Annotated in this window: 15 protein-coding genes and 2 pseudogenes; 9 read left to right on the forward strand and 8 right to left on the reverse strand. The window is 69.7% G+C overall.

Going from position 1 to position 19,070, the window contains the following annotated elements; translation table 11 throughout:
• The first annotated feature begins 21 nt into the window (after window positions 1–21).
• Window positions 22–728: pseudogene (rplA, locus tag B9D87_RS23060) on the forward strand (50S ribosomal protein L1).
• On the opposite strand, the gene B9D87_RS23065 reads toward rplA, so the two are convergent.
• The 7 genes and pseudogenes from B9D87_RS23065 to B9D87_RS23095 form a co-directional block, all read right to left on the reverse strand.
• The gene (locus B9D87_RS23065) at window positions 725–1,942 is read right to left on the reverse strand and encodes an RNA polymerase sigma factor (protein ID WP_007767858.1); all 1,218 of its coding nucleotides are present in this window, start codon (window positions 1,940–1,942) and stop codon (window positions 725–727) included. The pseudogene rplA and the gene B9D87_RS23065 sit on opposite strands and share 4 nt — an antisense overlap.
• A gap of 3 nt (window positions 1,943–1,945) precedes the next feature.
• Window positions 1,946–2,644, reverse strand: a complete 699-nt coding sequence (locus tag B9D87_RS23070) for a YciI family protein (protein WP_007767857.1) — start codon at window positions 2,642–2,644, stop codon at window positions 1,946–1,948.
• Between the two features lie 93 nt (window positions 2,645–2,737).
• Entirely contained in the window at window positions 2,738–3,634 is an 897-nt protein-coding gene (gene mmaA4, locus B9D87_RS23075; RefSeq protein ID WP_007767856.1) for a hydroxymycolate synthase MmaA4, read from the reverse strand.
• A 197-nt stretch (window positions 3,635–3,831) separates the two neighbouring features.
• Window positions 3,832–4,692, reverse strand: a complete 861-nt coding sequence (locus B9D87_RS23080) for a cyclopropane mycolic acid synthase family methyltransferase (protein ID WP_007767855.1) — start codon at window positions 4,690–4,692, stop codon at window positions 3,832–3,834.
• 88 nt (window positions 4,693–4,780) lie between these two features.
• Window positions 4,781–5,629, reverse strand: a complete 849-nt coding sequence (locus tag B9D87_RS23085; protein WP_415623650.1) for an alpha/beta fold hydrolase — start codon at window positions 5,627–5,629, stop codon at window positions 4,781–4,783.
• A 67-nt stretch (window positions 5,630–5,696) separates the two neighbouring features.
• Window positions 5,697–7,042 (reverse strand): annotated as a pseudogene (locus B9D87_RS23090) (ABC1 kinase family protein).
• A gap of 41 nt (window positions 7,043–7,083) precedes the next feature.
• Window positions 7,084–7,698, reverse strand: coding sequence for a DinB family protein (locus B9D87_RS23095; protein WP_007767849.1), 615 nt, complete (start codon window positions 7,696–7,698; stop codon window positions 7,084–7,086).
• A 66-nt stretch (window positions 7,699–7,764) separates the two neighbouring features.
• On the opposite strand from B9D87_RS23095, the gene B9D87_RS23100 reads away from it, so the two are divergent.
• The 6 genes from B9D87_RS23100 (at window position 7,765) to rplL (ending at window position 15,262) form a co-directional block, all read left to right on the forward strand.
• The gene (locus B9D87_RS23100) at window positions 7,765–11,964 is read left to right on the forward strand and encodes a glycoside hydrolase family 38 N-terminal domain-containing protein (RefSeq protein ID WP_007767846.1); all 4,200 of its coding nucleotides are present in this window, start codon (window positions 7,765–7,767) and stop codon (window positions 11,962–11,964) included.
• Window positions 11,961–12,578 (forward strand): DUF7158 domain-containing protein, encoded by a 618-nt coding sequence (locus tag B9D87_RS23105; RefSeq protein WP_007767842.1) that lies wholly within the window; start codon window positions 11,961–11,963, stop codon window positions 12,576–12,578. The genes B9D87_RS23100 and B9D87_RS23105 overlap by 4 nt, the downstream gene beginning before the upstream one ends.
• Before the next feature lie 5 nt (window positions 12,579–12,583).
• Entirely contained in the window at window positions 12,584–13,531 is a 948-nt protein-coding gene (locus B9D87_RS23110; RefSeq protein WP_007767838.1) for an ROK family protein, read from the forward strand.
• On the forward strand, window positions 13,528–13,968 hold the full coding sequence (locus B9D87_RS23115; RefSeq protein WP_007767836.1) for an anthrone oxygenase family protein: 441 nt from the start codon (window positions 13,528–13,530) through the stop codon (window positions 13,966–13,968). The genes B9D87_RS23110 and B9D87_RS23115 overlap by 4 nt, the downstream gene beginning before the upstream one ends.
• Before the next feature lie 247 nt (window positions 13,969–14,215).
• Window positions 14,216–14,824, forward strand: coding sequence for a 50S ribosomal protein L10 (rplJ, locus tag B9D87_RS23120; protein WP_007767833.1), 609 nt, complete (start codon window positions 14,216–14,218; stop codon window positions 14,822–14,824).
• A 42-nt stretch (window positions 14,825–14,866) separates the two neighbouring features.
• Window positions 14,867–15,262 (forward strand): 50S ribosomal protein L7/L12, encoded by a 396-nt coding sequence (rplL, locus tag B9D87_RS23125; protein ID WP_007767831.1) that lies wholly within the window; start codon window positions 14,867–14,869, stop codon window positions 15,260–15,262.
• A gap of 50 nt (window positions 15,263–15,312) precedes the next feature.
• Here the strand turns inward: rplL and B9D87_RS23130 are convergent, their stop codons facing one another.
• Entirely contained in the window at window positions 15,313–15,984 is a 672-nt protein-coding gene (locus B9D87_RS23130) for a TetR/AcrR family transcriptional regulator (RefSeq protein WP_040629534.1), read from the reverse strand.
• Window positions 15,985–16,055: 71 nt separating this feature from the next.
• Between B9D87_RS23130 and B9D87_RS23135 the strand changes: the two genes are divergently transcribed.
• Window positions 16,056–17,558: a carotenoid oxygenase family protein gene (locus B9D87_RS23135; RefSeq protein WP_007767825.1), complete on the forward strand. Its 1,503-nt coding sequence runs from the start codon at window positions 16,056–16,058 to the stop codon at window positions 17,556–17,558.
• Between the two features lie 170 nt (window positions 17,559–17,728).
• Entirely contained in the window at window positions 17,729–18,739 is a 1,011-nt protein-coding gene (locus B9D87_RS23140; protein WP_007767822.1) for an ABC transporter ATP-binding protein, read from the forward strand.
• The last annotated feature ends 331 nt before the right edge of the window (window positions 18,740–19,070 follow it).

A 19,070-nucleotide genomic window follows, 5' to 3' on the forward strand; every position in this document is an offset into this window, starting at 1 on the left:
AACACCGGATTGGATGAATCAATGAGCAAGAACAGCAAGGCATACCGCGCCGCCGCCGAAAAGGTGGACCGCGACAACCTCTACACCCCGCTGGAGGCGGCCAAGCTCGCCAAGGAGACGTCGTCGAGCAAGCAGGACTCCACCGTCGAGGTGGCGATCCGGCTCGGCGTCGACCCGCGCAAGGCCGACCAGATGGTCCGCGGCACGGTCAACCTGCCACACGGCACCGGCAAGACCGCCCGCGTGGCGGTGTTCGCGGTGGGCGACAAGGCCGAGCAGGCCCAGGCCGCGGGCGCCGACATCGTCGGCAGCGACGACCTGATCGAGAAGATCCAGGGCGGCTGGCTGGAATTCGACGCCGCGATCGCGACCCCGGACCAGATGGCCAAGGTCGGTCGGATCGCCCGCGTGCTCGGTCCCCGCGGCCTGATGCCGAACCCCAAGACCGGCACGGTGACCCCGACGTCGCCAAGGCCGTGTCCGACATCAAGGGCGGCAAGATCAACTTCCGGGTGGACAAGCAGGCCAACCTGCACTTCGTCATCGGCAAGGCCTCGTTCGACGAGAAGGCCCTGGCCGAGAACTACGGCGCCGCCCTGGACGAGGTGCTGCGGCTCAAGCCGTCCGCCTCCAAGGGCCGCTACCTGCGCAAGATCGTGGTCTCGACGACGACCGGACCGGGCATCCCGGTCGACCCGGCCGTCACCCGCAACTTCTCGGAGTCCTAGCCACCGCACTCGACGATGCGCCGCCGCAGAAACGCGCGGCCGGGGTCGGATCCGTTGGACTCCAACGCCTCTCGATACCAGGGCAGCGCATCGGCGGGTCTGCCCGCGCGCCGCAGCAGGTCGGCGCGCACGATCGCGACGAGATTGGACCGGGTCAGCCGCGGATCGGGTGCCACCTCGTCCAGGGCGGCCAGGCCCGCGGCGGGGCCGTCGCGGAATCCGATCGCCAGCGCGCGGTTGGCGGCCACCACCGGCGAGCCGGTCAATCCCAACAGCCGGTCGTAGGCGGCGCAGATGGTCACCCAGTCGGTCTGCTCCCAGGACGGCGCCGTGGCGTGCAGCGCGGCGATCACGGCCTGGGGCAGATAGGCGCCCGTCGAGCCCTCGGCGCGACGCAACCGCTCGAGACCGCGTGAAATGCGCTCCCGGTCCCATCGGCGCCGGTCCTGGTCCTCGAGCGGCACCAGCATTCCGCTGTCGTCCACCCGGGTCGCGCGGCGCGAATCGTGCAGCAGCATCAGGGCGGACAGGGCGTGCGCCTCGGGCTCACCGGGCAGCAGCGCGCACAACTCGGCGCCGAGCCGGATCCCTTCGTCGCACAGGTCGTCCCGGATGGCCGACGGACCCGCGGTCGACCAGTAGCCCTCGGTGAACACCGAATACACGCAACCGAACACGTGCGGCGTGCGCTCGGGCAGCAACTCGGCCGGCGGCACCCGCAGCGGGATGTTCGCGTGCCGAACCTTGTTCTTGGCGCGCGTGATTCGCTGACCGACGGCCGCCTCGGTCTGCAGCAGCGCCCGCGCGATCTCGCCGACGGTCAGGCCGGACACCAGCCGCAGCGTGAGGGCCAACTGCGATTGCCGGTCCAGCGCCGGGTGCGCACAGGTGAACATCATCCGCAATTCGTCGTCGCGTACCGGATGCGGCTCGGAGTGATCGGTACGCGCCCTGATGTCGTCCAACACAGCCGCCAATTCCTTTCCGGGACGCACGGATTCGCGGCGCAGCCGGTCCCGGGCGCGGTTACGGCCGACGGTCACCAGCCAGCCGCCCGGGTTCTCGGGCACCCCGTCGCGCGGCCAAGTGCGCAGCGCTTCGGCGCAGGCCTCCTGGACGGCGTCCTCGGCGACGGTGAGGTCACCCGACCACCGCGCGAGCGCGGCCACGGCCGGGCCCCATTCCCGGCGGAAGACGCCGTCCAGGTCGGGCATCCGCTACAGGCCGGACACGCCCGCCAGTTGGCGCAGCTGCACCGTCGAGGCGGGGATCATCGACGCGACCTTGATCGCCTCGTCGCGATCGCCGGCGCCCAACAGGTAGATGCCGGTCGCGATCTCGGCGCCCTCGACGTAGGGGCCGTCCGTGATGAGGACCTCGCCGTCACGCACCCGCACGGTGGTCGCCGTGGAGCGGTCGTGCAACGCGGCGCCGCCGAGCACGCGATCGCCTGCGGCGGCGTGCAAATCCGCGTGCTTGGCCGCGACCGCCTCCCACTCCGGTGTGCCCGGCGTGTGCGCGGTGGCGGGCGGCTCCAGCAGGAGCGCCAGCCAGTCGTTGCCGGTCGGCTTGCGCGTCGGCTCGATCGAGTGCACCACCGGCCACAGCTCCACCGCCCCGAACGCGGCGATCGGGACGTCGCGCGCCAGCGCCAGCGCCTCGTCCAGGTTTTCCGCTTCGAAGACGTAGTAGCCGCACGCCACCTCGGCGGACTCCGCGAAGGGCCCGTCGGTGACCGTCGGCGCGTCCGGGCCGCCGGTGATCACCGCGGCGGACGCGGCGGGTGCCAGCGCGTCACCGGCCTTGATCGCCGATCCGGCCTTGGCGTGGAAGTTCTCCCAGGCGGCCATCGCGGTGGCGGCATCGTCGGGCGTACGGTCCTGCTCCTTGCTGATCAACAAGGCGAAGTACTGCATGTTCGTCACCTCCGGTAGTGAGCGAAGCCGTGTGCTCCACTCTCTACCTACTCGACGAACCGCGCAGCGCCAATCCGACAGGAGGCGCGGAAATCAGGCGGCCGCGCCCGGCTTGAGGTAGGTCACCAGGCTGACGTCGAGCATCTCGTCGCCGAAGTAGTGCTCGCAGCCGCGCAGGTACTTGATGTAGCGGTTGTACACCTCTTCGGAGGTGACCTCGATGGCCTTGTCCCGGTTCGACTCCAGCGTGTCGCCCCAGATGTGCAGCGTCTTGATGTAGTGCGGCCGCAGCGAAAGTGGCTCGGGCACAACAAATCCCGCCTTCTCGCCGTGATCGACCATCATCTGCGTGGACGGCAGCCGGCCGCCCGGGAAGATCTCGGTGACGATGAACTTGATGAACCGCGCCGTCTCGAAGCTCAGCTTCTTGCCGCGCGCCGCCAGGTCGTACGGGTGGTAGCTGACGCTGCTCTGCACGGTCATCCGGCCGTCGTCGGGCATGATGTCGAAGGTCCGCTTGAAGAAGTCGTCGTAGTTCTCGTGGCCGAAATGCTCGAAGGCCTCGATCGACACGATGCGGTCGACGGGCTCGTTGAAGTCCTCCCAGTTCTGCAGGCGGACCTGGCGCGAGCGGCCGGTGTCGACGGAATCGAGCAACGCCTGGGCGCGGGCGTGCTGGTTCTTGGACAGCGTCAGGCCGATGACGTTGACGTCGAACCGCTCGACGGCGCGCTTCATCGTGGTGCCCCACCCGCAGCCGATGTCCAACAGGGTCATGCCCGGCTTGAGGTCCAGCTTGTCCAGGTTGAGGTCGATCTTGGCGTACTGGGCCTCTTCCAGACTCATGTCGTCGCGCTCGAAATAGGCGCAGCTGTAGATCCGGGACGGATCCTGGAACAGGCCGAAGAAGTCGTCGGAGACGTCGTAATGCGCCTGGATGTCCTCCGAACGCGTCCGCGTCTTCGTTGGGCTAGTCGGTTGCTCAGCCATTTTCGTCCTGTTCTCCTCCGATGAGGTCCACTTCCTACCACCCGCGCACGCATCGGAGGGGTCGCATTTGACCAGCAACGATACCCAACGGCGAGGCGTAATTTCGAAAAGGGTGCGGGTGCGCGTCGCGGGCCCGGCCGCGGATACGGAGTCTACTTTTCCAGGGCGGACTGGTTCACGTCCACCCGACCGGCCCGCTACTTGGTGAGCGTGTACTGGGCGACGTTGGAGATGCCCTTGCGGAACAGTTCCGCGCAGCCGGTCAGGTAGCGCATGTAGCGGTCGTAGACCTCTTCGGACTGGATGGCGATGGCCCGTTCGCGATTGGCCTCGAGGTTGGCCGCCCAGGTGTCCAGCGTGCGCGCGTAATGCGGCTGCAGATATTGCGCCTGCTCGAGCGAGAATCCGCTGGCCCGGGCATTGTCGACGATATCGGGTTCGCCGCACATGCCCCCGCCGGGAAAAATTTCCTTGCCGAGGAAGCGCAAGAATCGCAGATCCGACATCGTGATCGTGATGCCGTGCTCGCGCCAGTAGGTCTGCGGATGCGTGAAAATGCTGTGCATCAACATTCGGCTGCCTTCGGGAAGGGTCTTAAAGGCCCAATCCCAGAACGCGGGCCAGCGTTCCTTTTTGAACGCGTCGAACGCTTCGAAGCTGATGATTCGATCGACCTGCTCGTCAAACTCTTCCCAGCCCTGCAGCCGGGCCTCGGCGCGCCGCGTGGTCGGGATCGCCTCCAGCCTCGCCTTGGTGCGCGCGTAGTGGTTGCGGCTCAGCGTGATGCCAATGACATTCACGTCGTACTTCTCGACGGCGCGGACCACCGCGCCGCCCCAGCCGCACCCGACGTCGAGGACCGTCATCCCCGGCTCGAGTTGCATCTTGTCCAGCGCCAGATCGATCTTGGCGAGCTGCGCCTCTTCCAGGGTCATGTCGTCGTTCTTGAAGTAGGCGCAGGTATACACCATGTTCGGGTCGAGGAACAGTGCAAAGAAGTCGTCCGAAATGTCGTAGGTCGCCTGCGACTCTTCGTAATACGGCTTCAGCTTGGCCATTTGGGACACCCACCCTTCTCTGCCAACGGTACAGCCCCGCGACATGGACGGAAAATCACGGGGATGCGTTTCTGCCGAGTGTTTTTGGCTAGCAGGCTCTGCTGAAGTTTTTCGTCAGCACGCCGATCACCTGTTCCCACAACTGCTGTGGAAGATCATGGCCCATTCCGTCGAATGTCACCAATTGTGCGCCGTCGATCGCCCGCGCCACGGCGCGACCTCCGAACGGCCGCATCAGCTTGTCGGCGCGGCCGTGGATCACCACGGTGGGCGCGGTGGTCCGGCGGTTGTAGCGGCGCAGGCTGCCGCTGCCCAGCACCGCGCCGAAATGCCGCGCGACGCCCTGCGGGTAGTAGTTGCGGTCGTAGCCCTCGGCGGCCTCGGCGCGGGCCTGTTCTTCGGGCACGCGATAGCGCGGGCTGCCGATGATGTTGCCGACGCGCACCGCGTTGTCGATGATCACCTCGCGCGGCGAGCTCGGTGGCGGGCCCTTCAGCAGCGCCAGCAACGCGCGCGGGGCCGGCGGCGGCAGCAGCGCCGAATTGTTGCTGGAGAAGATGACCGCCAGGGTGCTGGTCCGCGCGCGGAATCGCGCGGCGAAGATCTGCGCGATCATGCCGCCCATCGACGCGCCCACGATGTGGGCGCGCTCGATGCCCAGATGATCGAGCACGGCGGCGGCGTCGTCGGCCATGTCCTCGAGCTTGTACGCCGAGCGGCTGGGCAGACCCAGCCAGGACCGCAGCAGCTTGATCACCAGTGGCTGTCCCGAGCTGCGGTGCTGCGTCTTGCTGGACAGGCCGACGTCGCGGTTGTCGTACCGGATGACGCGCAGGCCGTGGCCGACCAGCTGCTCGCAGAACGCGACCCGCCACAGCAGCAGCTGGGCCCCGAGCCCCATGATCAGCAGGACGGGCGGGTCGTCGATGTCGCCCATGTCCTCGTAGTACAGCTTCAGATCGCCGGAAATGGCGTGTCCCGTGCGGACCTGCACCGCGGTGCTCCTATACCTCGACGTCGGAGGAGTGCTCGCGACTGACCTCGACCATGAAGTTCGCGAAATAGCCGGTCAGCTGCGGATCCGACATCATCTGCCACTTGGGCGCCAGCAGCTTCATGTACCGCTCGACGTAGAGGAATTGCTTGCCGATCAGCACCAGCTCGCGGGGAGCTTGACGTCGTAGGCATCGGCCAGCGCGGACAGCTGCCGGCCGATGTCGGCGTAGGACATGTCGCCCAGCGTCGACATGGTCAGCGGGGTGGCGAAGCGCTCCAGGTCCTTGGCGGCCTCGGCCTCCGGCTTCATGGTGCCGACCGCGCCCATCAGCACGACGATCTTGCCCGCCGCGGCGTGGTCCTTCTTCACCAGCAGCGCGTAGACCAGCTCACGCAGCAGCCAGCGGGTGCGGGGATCGATGCGGCCCATGATGCCGAAGTCGAAGAAGACGATGCGGCCCGCCTCGTCGACGTAGAGGTTGCCGGCGTGCAGGTCGCCGTGGAACAGGCCGTGCCGCAGTCCACCCTCGAACAGCGAGAACAGCAGCGCTTTGACCAGTTCGGTTCCGTCGAAGCCGGCCTTGCGGATGGCGGCGACGTCGTCGATGCGGATGCCGTGCACCCGCTCCATGGTCAGCACCCGGTCGCTGGTGAAGTCCCAGAACACCTGCGGCACCCGGATGTTGCGGCCCAGCGGCGAGGCGTGCAGGTGCGACACCCACGCCTCCATCGACTGCGCCTCCAGCCGGAAGTTCAGCTCCTCGGCCAGGTTGTCGGAGAAGTCGGCGACCACGTCCTGCGCTGAGAGCCGGCGCCCCAGCTTGGCCAGTTCGACGGCCTGGGCGAAACGCTTGAGGATCTGCAGGTCGGCCGCGACCCGGCGCCGGATGCCCGGGCGCTGGATCTTGACGACGACCTCCTCGCCGGTGTGCAGGGTGGCGTAGTGCACCTGCGCGATCGACGCCGACGCGAACGGCGTCTCGTCCCATTTGGCGAACAGTTCCGCCGGGTCACCGCCGAGGTCCTCGACGAACAGCTTGTGCACCTCGTCGGCGTCGGCGGGCGGCACCCGGTCCAGCAGGCCGCGGAATTCGCGGGACAGCGATTCCCCGAACGCGCCGGGACTGGACGCGATGATCTGACCGAACTTGACGTACGTCGGTCCCAGGTCGGCGAAGGTTTGGGGGAGCTGCTTGATCACCTTCTGCTGCCACGGGCCGCGGCCCGGCAGCTTGGTGACGATGCGGGCGGCGGTGCGGGTGACCTGCCAGCCGGTCACGGCAACCCGGGCCGCTTCGACCGGCAACGGCACCCGGTCGAGCTTGGCGCCCTCTCGATGTTTGGCAGAGCTCATCTGTGCAGTGTGCCAAATCGGCGCGGATGAGGCCCAATCCTCTAACTCGGGCGCCCGCCGCCGTCCCCGCTCTTCCAGGGCTGCACCCAGCCCTCGATCGCCCAGTCCTCCCGCGCGGCGATCAACTCGTACATGGTGGCGCCGTCGATCGACTCCCGGATGATGTCGGCATGCCCGGCATGGCGGGCCAGCTCGTTGATCACGTGCAGGATCACCCAGCGCACCGACCAGGCCTGCTGATTCTTGGGAAACCACGGGATGTCCCGCGGCACCGGCACCGCGGCGTCCAGGTCGGCGGTCTCCACCAGCCGCAGCGAGGTCGCGCTCTGCGCCTCGAACGCCTCCAGCAGCCCGGCCAGCGTCTCGTCCGGCCGCATCACGTGCTGGTCGGCGAACTCCGCGGCGATCTGCTCGAACGGGCGCGGGTCCTTCGGCGGCGCGTCGGGGGCCGCGGCGACGCGCGCCATCCAGCTGCGCTGCATCCCGGTCGCGTGCTTGACCAGCCCGCCGATCGACAACGCGCTGACCGAGGGCGTGCACCGGGCCTGCTCGTCGGTGAGGCCGTGGCTGACCGCGAAATACGCGCTCTGGTGAAACGCCAAGAATTCGCGCAGGGCGCTGCGTTCGTCGGCGACCGGCGGGGCGAGGGCGGGCACGGTCGGATGTTAGCTCGATCCTGGGTCTCGCGCGCCGTAAGGTGCGGGGATGCAGGTGGTTTCGGCATGCGAATAACCAAGGCCGAGTCGACCGAGCTCTTCGTCGGGCCCCCGGACGCGCCGCTGCAGCTGGTCCGCGTCACCGTCTCCGGGTGCGCCGAACCCGCGCCGATCCGTATCGACGGCGGCGGCGTGCGAGGGCGGGCGGTCGCCGAGCCCGGGCGCGAGGTCGTCGAGGTCGCGGTGCGCGTCGACGATGCCGTCGTCGGGCAGCGCCGGCCCGCCCTGGCGCACGCCGGCGGCCACCGGCTGCCGTTCGAGTTCACCGTCGCCGAACCCGGCTGGACCATGTACATGGTCAGCCACTTCCACTACGACCCGGTGTGGTGGAACACCCAGGGCGCCTACACCAGCGAGTGGACCGAGGACCCGCCGGGGCGGGCCCGCCAGACCAACGGCTTCGACCTGGTGCATGCGCATCTGGAGATGGCACGCCGCGACCCCGAGTACAAGTTCGTGCTGGCCGAGGTCGACTACCTCAAGCCGTACTGGGACACCCGCCCCGAAGACCGGGCCGATCTGCGCCGCTTCATCGGCCAGGGTCGCGTCGAGGTGATGGGCGGCACCTACAACGAACCCAACACCAACCTCACCAGCCCCGAAACGACGATTCGAAACCTGGTGCACGGCATGGGTTTTCAGCGCCACATCATGGGGGCAAACCCGGCCACCGCGTGGCAGCTGGACGTGTTCGGCCACGATCCGCAGTTTCCGGGGATGGCCGCCGACGCCGGCCTGACGTCGAGTTCGTGGGCCCGGGGACCGCACCACCAGTGGGGCCCGGCGCTGGGTGGCGGCTCCGATGGTGACGTCGAGCGCATGCAGTTCGCCAGCGAATTCGAGTGGATCTCGCCGTCGGGCCGCGGCCTGCTCACCCACTACATGCCGGCGCATTATTCGGCGGGCTGGTGGATGGACTCCGCGGCGTCGCTGGGCGAGGCCGAGGAGGCCACGTACCAGCTGTTCGATCAGCTCAAGAAGGTCGCGCTGACCCGCAACGTGCTGCTGCCCGTCGGCACCGACTACACCCCGCCCAACAAGTGGGTCACCGACATCCACCGCGACTGGGCCGCCCGCTACACCTGGCCGCGCTTCGTGTGTGCGCTGCCGTGCGAGTTCTTCGCGGCGGTGCGCGCCGAACTGGCGCATGGGCGCGGCGCGCCTCGAGAACCATCGCCGCAGACCCGGGACATGAACCCGATCTACACGGGCAAGGACGTGTCCTACATCGACACCAAGCAGGCCAATCGTGCCGCCGAGAACGCCGTCCTGGCCGCCGAGCGTTTCGCGGTGTTCGCGGGGTTGCTGACCGGCGCCCCCTACCCGCAGGCCGCGCTGGCCAAGGCGTGGGTGCAGCTGGCCTACGGCGCGCACCACGACGCCATCACCGGTTCGGAATCCGACCAGGTGTACCTCGATCTGCTGACCGGCTGGCGCGACGCCTGGGAGCTGGGCCGCGCGGCCCGCGACAACTCGCTGGCGATGCTGTCGGGCGGGGTCGGTTCCGGCCCGGGCGAGGTGATCGTGTGGAACCCGCTGACCTGCCGGCGCACCGACGTCGTCACCGCGCGCCTCGACCCGCCGCTGGGCGCCCGGGTGCGGGTGCTCGACGCCGACGGGGCCGAGCAGGCGGCGCACGTCGAACACGACGGCCGGTCGGTCAGCTGGCTGGCGCGCGACGTGCCGTCGCTGGGCTGGCGGGCGTACCGGCTGGTGCCCGCGCCCGAACGCGACGATCCGGCCGGCTGGGAACCGGTCGCGGGGTCGGTGATCGCCAACGAGCACTACCGCATCCGGGTGGACAAGGCCCGCGGCGGCGGGGTGGCCTCGCTGGTGCAGGACGGCCGCGAGCTGATCGCCGATGGCCGGGTGGGCAACGAGCTCGCCGTCTACGAGGAGTACCCGGCGCACCCCAGCCAGGGTGAGGGCCCCTGGCACCTGCTGCCCAAGGGGCCGGTGGTGTGCTCGTCGGCGACGCCCGCGCGGGTGCAGGCCTTCCACGGGCCGCTCGGTGAGCGGGTGGTGGTGCGCGGCCGGATCGGCACGCTGCTGCGCTACACCCAGACCCTGACCCTGTGGCGCGGCGTCGCGCGGGTGGACTGCCGCACCACCATCGACGAGTTCAGCGGCGCCGACCAGCTGGTGCGGCTGCGCTGGCCGTGCCCGGTGCCCGGCGCGATGCCGGTCAGCGAGGTGGGCGACGCCGTCGTCGGGCGCGGTTTCGCGCTGCTGCACGACGGCGCGGGCGGCTCCCGCTCGGTGGACACCGCCCGGCACCTGTGGACCTTGGACAACCCGGCGTACGGCTGGTTCGGCCTGTCCTCGGCGGCCCGGGTCCGGGTGCCGGGCGCCGGCGTGCGGGCGATCTCGGTCGCCGAGGTGGTGTCGCCGGCCGAGGCGGTGTCCGGGCCGCTGGCCCGGGAGCTGATGGTCGCGCTGGTGCGCGCCGGCGTCACGGCCACCTGCAGCGCCGCGGGCAAGCCGCGCTACGGCCACCTCGAGGTCGATTCGAACCTGCCCGACGTGCGCATCGCGCTGGGCGGGCCCGCCCGCAACGCGTTCGCGAAGGCCGTGCTGGCCAACGCTCCCGCCCACCGCGACGAGCTGGAGCGGCAGTTGGCGGCGACCGGCCGGGCCCTCGTCTGGGTGCCGGCCGAGGCGCCGCTGGACGCGGTGTGGGTGCCCGACGCCGACCTGCGTTCGCCGCGGGCGCTGCCGGTGCTGGTCATCGACGGCCGCGACGAGGACGAACTGCGGGCGGCGATCGCGGCGGTGGCCGGCGACCTCGGCGACGCCGAGATCGCCGTGACACAGCAATCACCGTCGGGGACGGGCGCTTTCGAGGACCGCACGGTCGCCCTGCTCAACCGCGGGGTGCCCAGCTTCGCCGTCGACACCGAGGGCACCCTGCACACCGCGCTGATGCGGTCCTGCACCGGCTGGCCGTCGGGCATCTGGATCGACGACCCGCGCCGCACCGCGCCCGACGGCTCCAACTTCCAGCTGCAGCACTGGACCCACGCCTTCGACTACGCGCTGGTGAGCGGGGCGGGTGACTGGCGCCAGGCCCGGATCCCCACCCCCAGCGCCGAGTTCTCCCAGCCGCTGCTCGCCGTCACGCCGGGCCGGCGCGCCGCAGCGCTGCCGCCGACCGGATCGCTGCTGCGGGTCGAGCCGGAATCGGTGCAGCTGGGCGCCCTCAAGGCCGCGGGCAACCCACTGACCGCGGGTAGCGCGGCGCCGCTGGACCCGAACACGGTCACCCTGCGGCTGGTGGAGACCACGGGCGCCCGCACCGCCGTCGTGATCGACTCCGACGTCGCGACGCTGAGCGACCTGCGGCGCGTCGATCTGCTGGAAACCCATCCCGAACCCGTGTCCTCGGTCGAGCTGCACGGCTACCAGGTGGTGACCGTGTTGGCCCGCGCCGACGCGCCCCCGGCCGCGGCCGGCGGCGCCGCCCTGGCCCCGCACGCCGAGGTCGCGCAGCCGCTGTACGCGCGGTATTGGCTGCACAATCGCGGCCCCGCGCCGCTCGGCGGGCTGCCGGCGGTCGCCCACCTGCACCCGCCGCGGGCGAACGCGGAGCCCGGCGGCGAGGTGACGCTGCGCCTCACCGTGGCCGGCGACTGCACCGACGCCACGCTGCGCGGGACCGTCAGCCTCCGCTGCCCGGACGGCTGGACGGCCAGGCCCGCCGAGCTGCCCGTCACCCTGCGCAGCGGCGACCACTGCCACCAGGACGTGGTGGTGTCGGTCCGGGAGCGCGCCGCACCCGGCCGCTACCCGATCCGCGCCGAACTCCGCATCACCGGCGACGAGGTCCCGGTGTGCTGGCACCAGCCCGTCGAGGACGTCTGCGTGGTGACCGTGGGCGGCGCGGACGACGAGCTGGTGTACCTCGCCGACGGGCCGGCCGACGTCGCGCTCGCACCCGGCGAGGCGGGCGCCCTGCAGGTCACGGTCGGCAGCCACGCCGGCGCCGACCTGGCGCTGGAGGCGCACCTGATCAGCCCGTGGGGCACCTGGGAGTGGATGGGTCCGGGCGCCCTCGGCGCGGTGCTACCCGCCCGCGGCACCGTCGACCTACGCTTCCAGCTGACGCCGCCGGCCTGGCTGGAAGCCGGTCGGTGGTGGGCGCTGGTGCGGATCGGCTGCGCCGGACGACTGGTCTACTCGCCGGCGGTGAAGGTGACGGTGACATGAGCATCCACCCGATAGCGACCGTGGCCGGCGTGCCCGTTTCGTCGGGCGTCGTGGACGACGCCGAGGCCAGGCTGCGCACCACACGGGGAGCGGGCGCCCTGCCCCGCAGCGGCACCAGCGAGGGCCGCCAGCTGCGGCGGTGGCTGACCCAGCTCGTCGTCACCGAGCGGGTGATCGCCGCCGAAGCCGAGGCCCGCGGGCTGAGCGCGCGCGGCGCGCCGTCCGAAGCCGAGCTGCTGCCCGACGTGACCGCCCGGCTGGAGATCGGCAGCGTCGCTGCCGCCGTGCTGACCGATCCTCGCGCCCGGGCGCTGTTCGCCGACGTCACCGCCGCGGTGCGGGTGGACGACACCGAGGTGGCCGCCTATCACGCCCGCAACCCGCTGCGCTTCGCCCCGCCGCAACGGGGCGAACATGGTTGGCGCACAACGGCATTGGCGGCCCCGCCACTGGACGAGGTGCGGTCGGCGATCGAGGAGCTCCTGCGCGGCGCCGCACGCCGGCGCGCCTTCCGGTTGTGGCTGGACGCGCGGCGAGCCGCGCTGGTGCGGCTGGCGCCCGGCTACGAGCATCCCGGCGACCCCCGCCAACCCGACAACACCCACCGGCACTGAGCGCCATGCTCACCCTCTGCCTGGACATCGGCGGCACCAAAATAGCTGCCGCGCTGGCGGATTCGGCGGGAAAACTGGTCTATACCGCCATCCGTCCGACCCCGGTCACGCCCGCCGCCGGCGATGTGTGGGCCGTCATCGAGGCGATGATCGCCGACGCGCTGCGGGCGGCGGACGCTGCGGTCGGCGCCGTCGGGATCGCCTCGGCCGGGCCCATCGATCTGCGCAGCGGCTCGGTCAGCCCGATCAACATCGACAGCTGGGACCGTTTTCCGTTGCGCGACAAGGTCGCCGCGGCGGTGCCGGGATTGCCGGTGGTGCTTGCCGGTGACGGCGTCTGCATGGCGTTGGGGGAGCACTGGATCGGCGCGGGGAAGAACGCGGCCCCGGACGCCCGGTTCCTGCTGGGCATGGTGGTCTCCACCGGGGTGGGCGGCGGGCTGGTGCTCGACGGCGTCCCCTACTCGGGGCGCACCGGCAACGCCGGTCACGTCGGGCACGTGGTGGTCGAGCTGGGCGGGCGGCCCTGCACCTGCGGCGGCCACGGCTGCGTGGAGACCGTCGCGTCCGGGCCGTGGATGGTGCGCCGGGCGCGGGAGAGCGGATGGTCCGCGCCGCCCGAGGCGGGAGCCCGCGACCTGGCCGCCGCGGCGGCCGCCGGAGACCCGTTGGCCCAGCGGGCATTCCATCGGGGCGGCGAGGCGCTCGCCGCGATGATCGCCTCGGTCGGTGCGGTGTGCGATCTGGATCTCGTGGTGATCGGGGGAGGCGTCGCCAAATCCGGGCCGGTGCTCTTCGACCCGTTGCGGGCGAAGCTCGCCGAATACGCCGGGCTGGACTTCCTGTCCGGGCTGCGGGTGGTGCCGGGTGAGCTCGGCGGCGAGGCCGGCCTGATCGGCGCAGCCCGGCTGGCGACCCTCGCGCCCGGTGCCATGCCAAGGTCGTTGCCATGAACAACAGCATCGACGCCCTCGCGGTCGTGGTCACCGGACTGATGGTTGGCGTGGAACTGGCGGTCGCGGTCTTCTTCAACCCGCTCATCGCCCGGCTGCCCGACGACGGGTTCCGGGCGGCCCGCGGCGGGGCCGCCCGGGCGCTGGGCACGACGATGCCGTTCTGGTATGCCGTCACCCTGCTGCTGGTGGCCTCGCTCGCCATCCAGGAGCGCGGCGAGCAGCGCGACTGGCTCTGCGGTATCGCGGCGGGGCTGATGGCCGTGGTGATAGTGCTGACGGTCGCGCTGCTGGTGCCGATCAACAACCGCATCGCGAAGTGGCCGAGCACCGGTGAGCTCTCGCGCGAGCTCGCCGCGCGCTGGGACCGGCGGCACCGGGTGCGGGTGATCCTGCTGCTGGCGGTGTTCGTCCTGCTGGTCCTGGCCGTCACCTGAGGCCGCCGTTTTGGCTGATCGCGCTGGCCACGCTATTGTGTTAGCCGATCCACCGAAGACCGTCGGTCACCGAGCAATCGGTTGAAGGTCCGGGAGCATCCCGGCGGCCCACGCAGGAGGACGAGGCATCACCGCCGGCTCGCGCCGGCGTATTTTCACGCCCCGGCCGCTTCTGCGCCGGGGCGTTCGTCGTTCTTCGGGGAATCGAGACGACACGTCGCATTGACTTTCACTTCAGGAGGTAGGCATGGCCAGGGCTGACAAGGCCACCGCCGTTGCAGACATCGCCGAGCAGTTCAAGGAATCGACCGCCACCCTGATCACGGAGTACCGCGGTCTGACCGTGGCCAACCTGGCCGAGCTGCGGCGCTCGCTCAACGGATCGGCCACCTACTCGGTGGCCAAGAACACGCTGGTGAAGCGGGCGGCATCGGAGGCCGGGGTGGAGGGGCTCGACGAGCTCTTCGCCGGCCCGACGGCCATCGCCTTCGTCACCGGGGAAGCGGTCGACGCCGCCAAGGCCATCAAGACCTTCGCCAAGGAACACAAGGCGCTGGTCATCAAGGGCGGCTACATGGACGGCCGTGCGCTCACGGTCGCCGAAGTCGAGCGCATCGCGGACCTCGAGTCGCGCGAGGTGCTGCTGGCCAAGCTGGCCGGTGCGATGAAGGGCAACCTCGCCAAGGCGGCGGGGCTGTTCAACGCTCCCGCTTCGCAGGTCGCCCGGCTCGCGGCGGCGCTGCAGGAGAAGAAGGCTGCGGAAGGTCCCGCGGCCGCCGCTGCGGAGCCCGCAGCCGCAGAACCCGCTGCGGAAGCACCCGCTGAGGCGGCGGAAACGCCGGCCGAAGCCGAATAACAACCAACCCCGAACCTGGAAAAACAAGGAAGGACCCACACCATGGCAAAGATGTCTACTGACGACCTGCTCGACGCATTCAAGGAAATGACCCTGCTGGAGCTCTCCGACTTCGTGAAGAAGTTCGAGGAGACCTTCGAGGTCACCGCGGCCGCCCCGGTCGCCGTCGCCGCCGCCGGTGGTGGCGCCGCCGGCGGTGCGCCCGCCGAGGCCGCCGAGGAGCAGTCGGAGTTCGACGTCATCCTCGAGGCCGCCGGTGACAAGAAGATCGGCGTCATCAAGGTGGTCCGCGAGATCGTCTCCGGCCTGGGCCTCAAGGAGGCCAAGGACCTGGTCGACGGCGCGCCCAAGCCGCTGCTGGAGAAGGTGGCCAAGGAGGCCGCCGACGAGGCCAAGACCAAGCTCGAGGCCGCCGGCGCCACCGTCACCGTCAAGTAAGTCGCAAGCGCGCAAACCCCCGGGATCGCCATCCCGGGGGTTTCGCGTGTTCAGCGCCTGGCCGACTGCAGCGACCGTGCCACCCGCTCGGGTGAATCGCCAAGCGCGACAAGCAAGTTCGTCGTCATCGCGCCAAGCACCGGTGCGACCGCCGAGTCGTCGTCGCCGTAATAGCCGGCCAGCTCCAGCATGACGAACCCGTGGATCAGCGCCCAGAACTGCGCCGCGGTGGCTACGACGGACGCATCGTCGTTCGCGACACCCACGGTGATCCGGCCGGCCAGCATGCACCGGTGCACCCCGCGCACCACGTGCGCGAAGCTCGGGTAGCTCCGCTCGATCTCGGCGACGCTCAGCGTCAGCACGTTGTGGGCGGGCGCGTTGATGCCGTGCGCGCTGGTGCTGCCGAACATCAGCCGATACATGTGCGGGCGCCCGATGGCGTAGCGGCGGTAGGCGGCGCCGGTGACGAACAAGTCGGCGACGGGGTCGGCGGTCGGCGGCACCGTCAGCGCGGCGTCGAACTGCCGCAGGCCCTCCTCGGCCACCGCCGCGATCAGCCCCCGCATCCCGCCGAAGTGCGTGTACACCGCCATCGTGGAGGTGCCCGCGGCGCCGGCCACCTTGCGCGTCTGCAGGGCGTCGGGCCCGTGCTCGTCGAGCAGGCCGACCGCGGCGTGCAGCATCTCGTCGCGAACGCTGCGCTGAACCTCTGAAGTCATCGTTGCCATCTTCTCATCGGCGGCGTACCGTGCCAATAACGCTGCAATAACGATGTTATAGGAGCTCAGCCATGGTGACCACGGAAACCGTCAAACCCGCCAACCCCTATCTCGAGGACTTCCTGGCGCCGGTGAACGCCGAAGTCACCGCACACGATCTGCGCGTCACCGGGCACATTCCCGAACACCTCGACGGCCGCTACCTGCGCAACGGCCCCAACCCGGTCGCCGAGGTGGACCCGGCCGTCTACCACTGGTTCAGCGGCGACGCCATGGTGCACGGGGTGGCGCTGCGCGACGGGCAGGCCCGCTGGTACCGCAATCGCTGGGTGCGCACCGCGCACGTGTGCAGAGCATTGGCCCAGCCGGCGCCGCGGGGGTTGGACCCGCGCGCCGGGATGCTGTCCGTCGGCCCGAACACCAACGTGCTCAGCCATGCCGGGCAGACGCTCGCGCTCGTCGAGGGGGGCGGGGCGAACTATCGGCTGACCGAGGAGCTGGACACCGAGGGGCCGTGTGATTTCGACGGCACCCTGTTCGGCGGCTATACCGCCCATCCGCACCGCGATCCGCGCACCGGCGAATTGCACGCCGTGTCCTACGCCTTCACCCGCGGGCGCACCGTGCAGTACTCGGTGATCGACACCGCCGGCCGCGCCCGTCGCACCGTCGACATCGAGGTCGGCGGGTCGCCGATGATGCACGACTTCTCCCTGACCGACAACTACGTGGTGATCTACGACCTGCCGGTGACGTTCGATCCCGTGCAGGTGATGCCGGCGGACGTGCCGCGGTGGCTGAGTTTGCCGGCCCGGCTGGTGATGCAATCGCTGATCGGGCGCGTCCGCGTCCCGGGACCGCTGACCGCGATGATCAACCGCAATCGCGAGCCGATCAACCGGATGCCCTACCGCTGGAACCCTGACTACCAGGCGCGCATCGGAGTCATGCCGCGCGAGGGCGGCAATAAAGACATCCGCTGGTTCGACATCGAGCCCTGCTACGTCTACCACCCGCTCAACGCCTACTCCGAGATGCGCGATGGCACCGAGGTTTTGGTGCTCGATGTGGTCCGCTACTCGCGGATGTTCGACCGCGACCTGCGCGGCCCCGGCGACAGCCGGCCGACCCTGGATCGCTGGACCCTCAACCTCGCGACCGGGGCGATCGCCAGCGAACGCCGCGACGATCGCCCGCAGGAGTTCCCGCGCATCAACGAGACCCTGCTGGGCGGGCGGCACCGATTCGGCTACACCATCGGCACCGACGGCGGCTACCTGGCCAACGGTGCGTCCGAGATGTCCACCGCGCTCTACAAGCACGACTTCGCGACCGGATCGAGTGCCGTCGCCGCCCTCGATGCCGGCCTTTTGCTCGGCGAGATGTCCTTTGTGCCCAACCCCGCCGCCCGCGCCGAGGACGACGGCATCCTGATGGGCTTCGGCTATCACCGCGACAGCGATGAGGGCCAATTGCTCATGCTGGACGCGCAGACGCTCGAGCGGGTGGCCACCGTGCACCTGCCGCAGCGGGTGCCGATGGGCTTCCACGGCAACTGGGCGCCCGCTGGCTAACACGTGCGTCAAATAAGTTGTGCCGTGCGGGCTTCCGGCTGATCTCAGGACCGTCAATTTTCTCCGCTGTCGCCCGCATCCCTGCTGCCGTGTGGCAGGCGTGCGCTACAGTGACTCATGCCACATAAAAGGGCAGGTGGCGGGCACGACTTTCGACGGAAGGATTCCCCATGGGCGTCGCTATCGAGGTGAATGGACTGACGAAGTCCTTCGGCTCCTCGAGGATTTGGGAAGACGTGACGCTGGAAATCCCCGCCGGGGAGGTCAGCGTCCTGCTGGGGCCGTCGGGTACCGGCAAATCGGTTTTTTTGAAGTCTCTGATCGGTCTGTTGCGGCCCGAGCGTGGCTCGGTGGTGATCGACGGCACCGACATCCTGCAATGTACGGCCAAGGAGCTCTACGAGATCCGCACGCTGTTCGGCGTGATGTTCCAGGACGGCGCGCTGTTCGGTTCGATGAACCTGTTCGACAACGCGGCGTTCCCGCTGCGCGAGCACACCAAGAAGAAGGAAGGCGAGATCCGTGACATCGTCATGGAGAAGCTGACCCTGGTCGGTCTCGGTGGCGACGAGAAGAAGTTCCCCGGCGAGATCTCCGGTGGTATGCGCAAGCGCGCCAGCCTGGCCCGCGCCCTGGTGATGGACCCGCAGATCATCCTCTGCGACGAGCCCGACTCCGGTCTGGACCCGGTCCGTACCGCGTACCTGAGCCAGTTGATCCTCGACATCAACGCCCAGATCGACGCCACGGTGCTGATCGTTACCCACAACATCAACATCGCCCGCACGGTGCCGGACAACATGGGCATGCTGTTCCGCCGCAAGCTGGTCATGTTCGGTCCGCGCGAGGTCCTGCTGACCAGCGACGAGCCGGTCGTGCGGCAGTTCCTCAACGGTCGCCGTATCGGGCCGATCGGCATGTCCGAGGAAAAGGACGAGGCCACCATGGCCGAGGAGCAGGCCGCGCTGGACGCCGGGCAGCACGCCGGCGGTGTCGAGGAGATCGAAGGGGTGCCCCCGCAGATCGTCGCGTCGCCGGGCATGCCGGAGCGCAAGGCGGTCGCCCGGCGTCAGGCGCGGGTGCGGGAGATCCTGCACACCCTGCCGCAGAAGGCACAGGCCGCGATCATCGACGACATGGAAGGCACCCACAAGTACCGGGCGCACGAGGTCGGCGACTAGGCCACCGGCCCGGCGTGTTTTGCGATAACTCCGCGTAAACACGACGGCCCGCCCTCTTGACGACGGGCCGCAAACGGGCCAGTCTGTTGGGCAGCATGTATCCAGCGGAAAGTCGAAACGCCAGCCAGCGCCGATGTCCCTGGACTGCTGATGCTGGGAAGTTGAGGAATGCGCCGTCCTGCGCTATTGTTGGACGTTGCGCTGGCTACCTCCTGCCCACCTCACCCGCCACCTGACACCGTGGTCTAAGCCTGAGCCCCCTCAAGCGGCTTAGTTCTAGTTGCGCGTGAGATCCGGACAGATCGTTCGCCGGCCGAACCGACACAATTCG

It is taken from the genome of Mycobacterium colombiense CECT 3035 (genome assembly GCF_002105755.1).
Classification (GTDB): Bacteria; Actinomycetota; Actinomycetes; order Mycobacteriales; family Mycobacteriaceae; genus Mycobacterium; species Mycobacterium colombiense.